Source organism: Methylobacterium sp. AC832 (assembly GCF_979256025.1).
Genome location: NZ_CEEDMV010000023.1, coordinates 1 through 1,719 on the forward strand (window position 1 = coordinate 1; position 1,719 = coordinate 1,719).

At 67.6% G+C, this 1,719-nt stretch carries 2 protein-coding genes; both read right to left on the minus strand.

The features are described 5' to 3' along the window. Positions 1-428 (minus strand): MFS transporter (locus tag AC0IXR_RS24955; RefSeq protein ID WP_471762583.1); only part of this gene is annotated, 428 nt, incomplete at its 3' end. 7 nt (positions 429-435) lie between these two features. Beyond that, positions 436-1,719 (minus strand): arsenic transporter (locus tag AC0IXR_RS24960; protein ID WP_471762584.1); only part of this gene is annotated, 1,284 nt, incomplete at its 5' end.

Consider the following 1,719-nt stretch of genomic DNA (forward strand, 5'->3'; position numbering starts at 1 on the left):
CCGCCCCACAGGGTTAGCGTGGTGATGGCTGGCCTAGCCTCGGCACCGTAGAGACGCCCGAGGGTGGCGAAGGCGGGATCGTACAGGCCGGTGCCCATTCCGAGGCCGACGAGGAGCCAGGCCCCCAGGTAAGCCGTAACGTTCGGGGCCAGTGCAAGGCCCGTCAGGCCCAGCGCCAGGGCAATGGCGGCAAAGGCCAGCACCGGCCGGCCGCCGTGCTCGCCAATTAACGCTCCGACCCGTGGCGAGACCAAACCCGCGACGAGGAGGCCAAGGGACAGGCCGCCGATGACCCAGCCGAGGGGCCATCCCGTGTCCTGCGTCATCGGAGCGGCCAGCACCGACAGCAGGTAGAACGAGGAGCCCCAGGTCAGGATCTGGACGACGCCCAGTGCCGAGATCACCGGCCAGCGGCGCGTCGGGGCCATCGGCGCGCTACCGAGCCCCGAGCATGGGAAGCCAGAGCGCCAGGGCAGCCAGTGTGATGAGCAGCACCGGCGGCGTGATGACCAGACCCACCCGCATGTACTGGCCCCACGTGATGTGCTGGCCCTTGGTGTCGAGGACGTGCAACCAAAGCAGGGTCGCCAGACTCCCGATGGGGGTGAATTTCGGGCCGAGGTCGCAGCCGATGACGTTGGCGTAGACCATGAGCTCGCGCGTCAGGGGCGAGAGATCCGGGGCCTGATGGATTGAGAGTGCCCCCACCAGCACGCTCGGCATGTTGTTCATGACCGAGGACAGGATGGCGGCGGCGAACCCGGTCCCGATGGTGGCGACGAACGGGCCAAAGCCCGAAAGCCATACGAGCCCCTGCGCCAGGTAGTCGGTCAGCCCGGCATTCTTCAGGCCGTAGACCACGAGGTACATGCCGAGGCTGAACAGCACGATCTGCCAGGGGGCGCCGGTCAGGACCTTGCGAATGGGGATGACGCGGCTGCGGTTGGCCAGCGCCAGGAGGATCAGTGCGCCGGCGCAGGTGACCATCGAGACCGGCACGCCGAACGATGCGGTCACGAAGTAGGCGACCAGAAGCAGACCGAGGAGCGGGAAGGCCGCCCGGAAGACCAGCGGGTCCTTGATCGCGTGGTGCGGCGCTTCGAGCTCGGCCACCGGGTACGTGGCCGGAAGGTCGCGCCGGTAGAACAGCCACAGCACCACCAGGGTCGCGGCCAATGAGACCAGGTTCACCGGCACCATCACGGCCGCGTAGCGGCTAAAGGAAATGTCGAAGAAGTTCGCCGAGACGATGTTGACGAGGTTCGAAATGACCAACGGCAGGCTCGTCGAGTCTGCCACGAACCCGCAGGCGACGATGAAGGCCAGCGCCGCCGCCGGCTTGAAGTTCAGACGGAGCAGGATCGCGAGCACGATGGGGGTGAGCAGGAGGGCCGCCCCGTCATTGGCGAACACCGCCGCGATGGCCGCCCCGAGCAGGATCACCAGCGGGAACAGCAGGCGTCCCTGGCCGCCGCCCCAGCGGGCTATGTGGAGCGCCGCCCAGTGAAAGAAGCCGGCTTCGTCGAGGAGCAGCGAGATGATGATGAGGGCGACGAAGGTGAAGGTGGCGTCCCAGACGATGTGCCAGACCACCGGGATGTCGCCGGAGCTGATGACCCCGGTGGCCAGCGCCACGACGGCCCCGATGAGGGCGCTCCACCCGATGCCGAACCCCTTCGGCTGCCAGATGACGAAGACGAGGGTGACCACGAAGATGGC